Annotated in this window: 7 protein-coding genes; 5 read left to right on the top strand and 2 right to left on the bottom strand. The window is 69.4% G+C overall.

Annotated features, from left to right (window positions below; all coding sequences use genetic code 11):
• Positions 1 to 89: 89 nt before the first annotated feature.
• Positions 90 to 1,088 (bottom strand): aldo/keto reductase family protein, encoded by a 999-nt coding sequence (locus ABZ260_RS44785; RefSeq protein WP_355552085.1) that lies wholly within the window; start codon positions 1,086 to 1,088, stop codon positions 90 to 92.
• Positions 1,089 to 1,132: 44 nt separating this feature from the next.
• Between ABZ260_RS44785 and ABZ260_RS44780 the strand changes: the two genes are divergently transcribed.
• Positions 1,133 to 2,431 carry an SMI1/KNR4 family protein gene (locus ABZ260_RS44780; RefSeq protein WP_355630259.1) on the top strand — a complete coding sequence of 433 codons (1,299 nt, stop codon included), beginning with the start codon at positions 1,133 to 1,135 and terminating at the stop codon, positions 2,429 to 2,431.
• 163 nt (positions 2,432 to 2,594) lie between these two features.
• Here the strand turns inward: ABZ260_RS44780 and ABZ260_RS44775 are convergent, their stop codons facing one another.
• Positions 2,595 to 3,203, bottom strand: coding sequence for a DUF3043 domain-containing protein (locus ABZ260_RS44775; protein ID WP_355630256.1), 609 nt, complete (start codon positions 3,201 to 3,203; stop codon positions 2,595 to 2,597).
• A gap of 147 nt (positions 3,204 to 3,350) precedes the next feature.
• On the opposite strand from ABZ260_RS44775, the gene ABZ260_RS44770 reads away from it, so the two are divergent.
• The 4 genes from ABZ260_RS44770 to ABZ260_RS44755 all read left to right on the top strand — a co-directional run bounded on the left by ABZ260_RS44770 (position 3,351) and on the right by ABZ260_RS44755 (position 6,006).
• On the top strand, positions 3,351 to 4,181 hold the full coding sequence (locus ABZ260_RS44770; RefSeq protein WP_355630253.1) for a PspA/IM30 family protein: 831 nt from the start codon (positions 3,351 to 3,353) through the stop codon (positions 4,179 to 4,181).
• Positions 4,178 to 4,456: a hypothetical protein gene (locus ABZ260_RS44765; protein ID WP_343982922.1), complete on the top strand. Its 279-nt coding sequence runs from the start codon at positions 4,178 to 4,180 to the stop codon at positions 4,454 to 4,456. Before ABZ260_RS44770 ends, ABZ260_RS44765 begins: the two co-directional genes overlap by 4 nt.
• A 9-nt stretch (positions 4,457 to 4,465) precedes the next feature.
• Positions 4,466 to 5,368, top strand: coding sequence for a zinc metalloprotease HtpX (htpX, locus tag ABZ260_RS44760; RefSeq protein ID WP_350927842.1), 903 nt, complete (start codon positions 4,466 to 4,468; stop codon positions 5,366 to 5,368).
• Positions 5,369 to 5,430: 62 nt separating this feature from the next.
• Positions 5,431 to 6,006, top strand: coding sequence for a hypothetical protein (locus tag ABZ260_RS44755; protein WP_355630251.1), 576 nt, complete (start codon positions 5,431 to 5,433; stop codon positions 6,004 to 6,006).
• Positions 6,007 to 6,068: the final 62 nt, after the last annotated feature.

The following is a 6,068-nucleotide window of genomic DNA, read 5'->3' as shown; positions in this document are numbered from 1 at the left end:
CGGTATAGGAACGCCACGGCCATGCTGGCGCCCCCACCGGGGACATCACAGACCCCCGGGGGCATCACACCAAGATCTTCAGTGGGCTTCTAGGGGCGCCGCTCGGGGCTGACGGTCTTGGCGGGGTCGCGCTCGACGACCGGGCCGAGGACGTCGTCGATCTTCTTGAGCACCTCGGCGTCCAGCCTCACCCCAGAGGCCCTGACGTTGTCGCGGACCTGCTCGGGCCTGCTGGCGCCGACGATGGCCGAGGACACGTTCGGGTTCTGCAGCACCCAGGCCACCGCGAGCTGGGCCATGCTCAGCCCGAGATCGGCGGCGATCGGCTCCAGTCGCTGGACGCGGGTGAGCACGTCGTCGTTGAGCATCCGGGAGATGAAGTTGCCCCCGGTGGGGTCGGTGGCCCGGGAACCGGCGGGGGGCGGCTGCCCCGGCAGGTACTTGCCGGTGAGCACGCCCTGGGCGATGGGAGAGAAGACGATCTGGCCGACGCCCTCCTTCTCGCTCAGCGGCACGACCTCTGCCTCGATGACCCGCCACAGCATGGAGTACTGGGGCTGGTTGGAGACCAGGCGGTCGAAGCCCATCTCGTCGGCGATCTTCAGTGCCCGGCCGATCTGCTCGGCGGTCCACTCGCTGACGCCGATGTAGAGGACCTTGCCCTGGCGTACGAGGTCGTCGAAGGTCTTGAGGGTCTCCTCGAGCGGCGTCTCGTAGTCGAAGCGGTGTGCCTGGTAAAGGTCGACGTAGTCGGTCTGCAGACGGCGTAGCGAGCCGTGCAGGGACTCGGTGATGTGCTTGCGCGACAGGCCGCGGTCGTTGGGGCCCTGACCGGTCGGCCAGTAGACCTTGGTGAAGATCTCCAGAGACTCGCGGCGGACGCCCGCGAGGGCGCGGCCGAGAACCTCCTCCGCCTTGGTGCCCGCGTACACGTCGGCGGTGTCGAAGGTGGTGATCCCCTCGTCGAGCGCCGCCCGCACGCACTGCTTGGCGGCGTCCTCCTCTACCTGGGAACCGTGGGTGATCCAGTTGCCGTAGCTGATCTCACTGACCATGAGACCACTCCGGCCAAGGTGGCGGAATTCCATGCTCTGACATTAGTAGGTGCCCGATTCGGGATAACCTGCCGGGCGTGTTGCGGTTGATCACTTCGCGGAGGGTATGGCTGGCGCTGGCCGCCGGGGCGCTGGCGGCGGTCGTCGTGGTGGTCGTCCGCCGGTGGCGGAGACCGGAGGACGGCCCTCGGGACGACTCCCCGGTCAAGGGGGCGCTCGGCTCACCGGCAAAGGAGACGGCCTCCGGAACCGGGCACGCGCCGCGCTGGCCTCCCGCGCCGCTCCTCGGCGTCCCCGCCGAGGAGGACCTCAGGCGGTACGCCACCGGTCCCCCTTCCGCCTTCCGGTCCGCCGTTGAGCGGACGTTCGCGCCCAGGCCGCCGCGTGAGCCGCGGGACGGGGCGGTCAAGAGCCGCCTGGTCCGCTGGGGCGCCGTCGGGGTCGGGCTCTGCCTGCTCGCCTTCGGCACCCAGGTCCTGGAGAACGCGGTCTTCTCGAAGGGGACGCCGGCCGTCGAGGGAACCGCCTCGGGGGAGTCGCCGGCCGTGGCCGACGGCTGTGAGACGGGAACGGGACAGGCGCTGGAGCCGGGGATGCGCTATACGGAGGAAGAAGGGCCGGTGGCTCGGTATGTCGGCTCCTGCCTGAAGGTGAACGAGCTTTTCAAAGCCATGCACGCTCCGGACGCCCCTGTGGCCGATCCCACCCCGCCGCCGGACGGACCCACCGCGGCGGTTCCCGACGCGGACTGTCGGCCGAGGGTGAGGAGCCCTCGGGTACGGGCGGTCGACCCCGGGGTGACCAGGGCGGTGAACCGCCAGTGGCGCCGCATCGAGAGGTGGCTGGCGGCCAACGCCCCCGAGAGCCTTCGCACGCTGGGCAGGCCCGCCAGGGCCCGTACGATCGCCGTCGCCGAGGCGCAGATGGGCCTGCGTTTCCCCGACGACCTGCGCGCCTCCCTGCTACGGCACGACGGAGCCCGCGCCGTCGGCGACACCTGGCTGTTCGGCTTCCTCGGTAACTGGAACCTGGGGGTTCGCGAGATTCGCGACGCCTGGCGGCAGCTGTGCGAGATAGACGGGGAGAATCAGGGCGGTGCCGACGTCGATCCGCGGGCAGAGTGGTGGGACGGGCGGATGATCCCGTTCGGCGCCAACGGAAGCGGCGACCACCTGGTGATCGACTCCGTGGCGCGTGACGTCGGGCATACCGATCACGAGGGCCAGATGAGCTTCACCCCCGGCGGCATCCGGATCCGCTCGTACTACGGTCTGCTGAAGGCGACCGCGAACGCCCTGGAGACCGGCGGATCCGTCGGCCACTGGAAGCCGGTGGTGACCGACGGCGAGCTGGACTGGGACGTCGTCGAGTCGTGATCACGGCAGGCCGGGGCGTCGCCGATCCCGGCTTCGGGAGGGAAGGCATGAGTGTCGCTCTCGCCCGCGAGCACGGGCAGGGACTCCCCGCCGCCGGGGCGGGACACGAAGAACCCCGTCCCTCCGGGAAAGGAACGGGGTTCGAAAGCCGGTGTGCCGCGAACTACTTCTTCGGCGGGACCGGTTTGCCGCCGGGCAGGACGGTGGGCGGGGGGAAGCGCAGCTTGCGGATCTGCAGCGCGCGCATGGCGGCGTAGAAGCCGACACCCTTGAGGCTTTCGCCGGGGAACTTCTCGGCGGCGAGCTTCTTCACCTTCCAGGACACCCAGATCGAGGTGAGCAGCACGCCGACCATCATGATCGGCCAGCCGATCGTGATCACCGCGACGTAGACGTAACCGCGGACGTCGGTCGGGAAGGGGATCCAGGTGAGCAGCAGGATCAGCAGGGAGAACGGCAGGAAGTACTGGCTCACGACGCGGCGGGAGTCGACCCAGTCGCGCGCGAACTTCCTGACAGGCCCCTTGTCGCGGGCGGGGTAGTAGCGTTCGTCGCCGCGTAGCATCCCCTCGCGCGCCTTGGCGCGGTCGTTCGCCTGGCGCTCGCGGAGCTGCTTGTAGGCCTCTTTGCGGTTGTTGGGGGCGTTCACCGGCTGCCGGCGACGGCCTTCGGCGTCCCGTCGCTTGGGTGTGGGACGCCCCTTGCCCGCAGGCTTAGGATCGTTAGCGGAGGCGGGGGAGTCGTCCGCGGTGGTCTGGGTACGTCGGAACACAACGTCAGCCTACCGGGAGTGCAACTTAGTGACGCCCCCGCGCGTTATGCGTAGGGTGAACCCTATGGTGGCTCCGGTGCTTTTCGGGGGGCTGGAATCACTTGGGGTGACCCGAAGCGCACTTGAAGAAGGGGACGGCCGACGCGCATGAGCGTGATGAAGAGACTTTCGCTGATCTTCAGGTCCAAGGCGAACAACGCGTTGGACAAGATGGAAGATCCTCGCGAAACCCTGGACTACTCATATCAGCGCCAGCTGGAGTTGTTGCAGAAGGTACGCCGGGGCGTGGCGGATGTCGCCACCTCGCGCAAGCGTGTGGAGCTTCAGATCAACCAGATCGAGGCGCAGGCGCGCAAGCTTGAGGAGCAGGGCCGCAAGGCGCTCGGGGTCGGTCGCGAGGACCTGGCCCGCGAGGCGCTGACCCGCCGCGGCAGCCTGCAGACCCAGATCGCGGACCTTCGCGTGCAGCACGACAACCTGCAGGCCGAGGAGGAGAAGCTCACCACGGCCTCCCACCGGCTGCAGGCCAAGGTCGACTCCTTCCGCACCAGGAAGGAGACGATCAAGGCGACCTACACCGCGGCCGAGGCGCAGACGCGGATCAACGAGGCCTTCTCCGGCATCTCCGAGGAGATGGGCGACGTCGGTCTGGCGATCCAGCGTGCCGAGGACAAGACGGCCTCCATGCAGGCCCGCGCGGGTGCCATCGACGAGCTGCTGGCCAGCGGCGCGCTCGACGACTTCAGCGGGCAGCGTGGCGACGACATCCAGGCCGAGCTCGACCGCATGGGCGGCGGCCACGATGTGGAGCTGGAGATCGCCCGGATGAAGGCCGAGCTCGGCCAGGGCACCGGGCCCCAGGGCGCGATCACGCCCGGTCCCGCCCAGCAGCAGCAGCAGCAGCAGCAGCCGCAGCCGCAGCAGCAGCCGCAGTCCAACCAGACGCAGCAGCTGCGCCAGCCTGGGGAGGGCCTGTGATCGTCCGCATCATGGGGGAGGGGCAGATCGACATCGCCCCCGCCGATCTCGACGTGCTCAACACCCTGGACGCCGAGCTGGAGGCCGCCATCGAGGCGGGCGAGGAAGAGGTCTTCCGTACCCGGTTGCATGCCCTGCTGGACAAGGTCCGCCATGTCGGCAAGGCGCTGCCCGACGACAGCCTGGAGTCCTCGGAGCTGATTTTGCCCCCGGCTGACGCTTCCATGGAAGAAGTTCGGGAGATGCTCGGCAACGAGGGCCTGATTCCCGGATAGCCTGGGCATATGGTACAAACCCGGTTCGCCCCGGACCGGGGCCTGACCAGGCGCATGGTGATCACCATGTTCCTGCTCGGATTGCTCTATGTCGTCTTCGTGGCCGTACTGATCGCGTTGGGCGTTCGTGCGGTCGCGGTACTGCTCATCGCCGGCGTCATGCTCCTCGTGCAGTACTTCATGTCCGACCGCATCGCGCTGTTCGCGATGCACGGACGTGTCGTGTCCCCGCAGGAGGCGCCGGAGCTGCACGGCATGATCGACCGGTTGTGCGCTCTGGCCGACATGCCCAAGCCGCGGGTGGCGATCGCCGATTCGGATGTTCCGAACGCGTTCGCCACCGGCCGCAACCAGAAGAACTCCGTGGTCTGCGTGACCACGGGGTTGCTGCGTCGGCTCGACGCCGGTGAGCTGGAGGGCGTGCTGGCCCACGAGATGTCCCACGTGGCGCACCGGGACGTCGCGGTCATGACGATCGCGTCCTTCCTCGGCATAGTCGCCGGGCTCATGACCAGGGTCGCGCTCTACAGCGGCCTGGGACGCGGGCGCGACGACCGGGGCGGACTGCCGATCGGCCTGATCATCATGCTCGTCTCGGTCCTGGTGTACGCGGTCAGTTTCCTGCTCACCCGGGCCCTGTCGCGCTACCGGGAGCTGGCCGCCGACCGCGCGGGAGCGCTGCTCACCCAGCGCCCGTCGGCCCTGTCCAGCGCCCTCGTCAAGATCAGTGGCGAGATGGCGCGCATCCCGACGAGGGACCTGCGCGAGGCTGAGCCGTTCAACGCCTTCTTCTTCGCGCCGGCTCTGTCCGGCAAGGCGGGCCTGAGCGCGCTGCTGGCGACCCACCCGCCGCTGGAGCAGCGCCTTGACCAGCTCGGCAGGATCTCCGCCCAGCTCGGGCAGGGCGGGTGACAGGACTACCGGTGGGCGGCGGGAGCGCCGTTCCGTGGAAGCGGTGAAGGGGAAGAGACCGGATGCGCTGGTGGGATGCTCTGCTGGGCCGAGGTAAACCGGCCAAGGCCGACCTGGACGCGCTGTTCGCGCTGCCCTCGGCCGCGGTGACCCTGCAGGCGGCCACCGATCTGGCGCCGACCGGGCTGGGGGCGGTCTGCTTCCGCTCGGCCGAGGGCGGGGCGTTCGCCGCGCTCGAGCGCGACATCACCCAGCTGCTGGACGCCGGGGGCGGCCCTCCGGTGGAGGTGTCGAAGGACTCCTATGGCTACACATGGCTGCTGGTCCGCCGCACGCCCGACCTGCTCGGCGATCTGGTCACCGACCTGCACGCGGTCAACTCCTCCCTTGAGGCGGCGGGTTTCGGCCCCTCGCTGCTCTGCTCACTGGTCTCCTTCGCCACCCCCGACGGCCGCGGGCTCGCCATGGTCTACCTCTACAAGCAGGGCACCTTCTACCCGTTCGCCCCGCTGCCCGGACAGACGGGGCGCCGGGACAACGCGCTGGAGCTGCAGGTACGCGGTGCGATCGGCGGTGAGCTGGAGATCGAGCCGGATCTCGGCCGCTGGTTCCCCCTCTGGGGCGCGCCCGGCCTCTGAGCCGTTCTGCCGGCCGGGCGGGGCCCTGTCCGGTCCGTTCCTCCCCAAGATCGTCTCCGGCT

Origin of the sequence: Streptosporangium sp. NPDC006013, assembly GCF_040614275.1 — a bacterium.
Classification (GTDB): Bacteria; Actinomycetota; Actinomycetes; order Streptosporangiales; family Streptosporangiaceae; genus Streptosporangium.
This window is presented reverse-complemented; position numbering and strand designations above follow the sequence as displayed.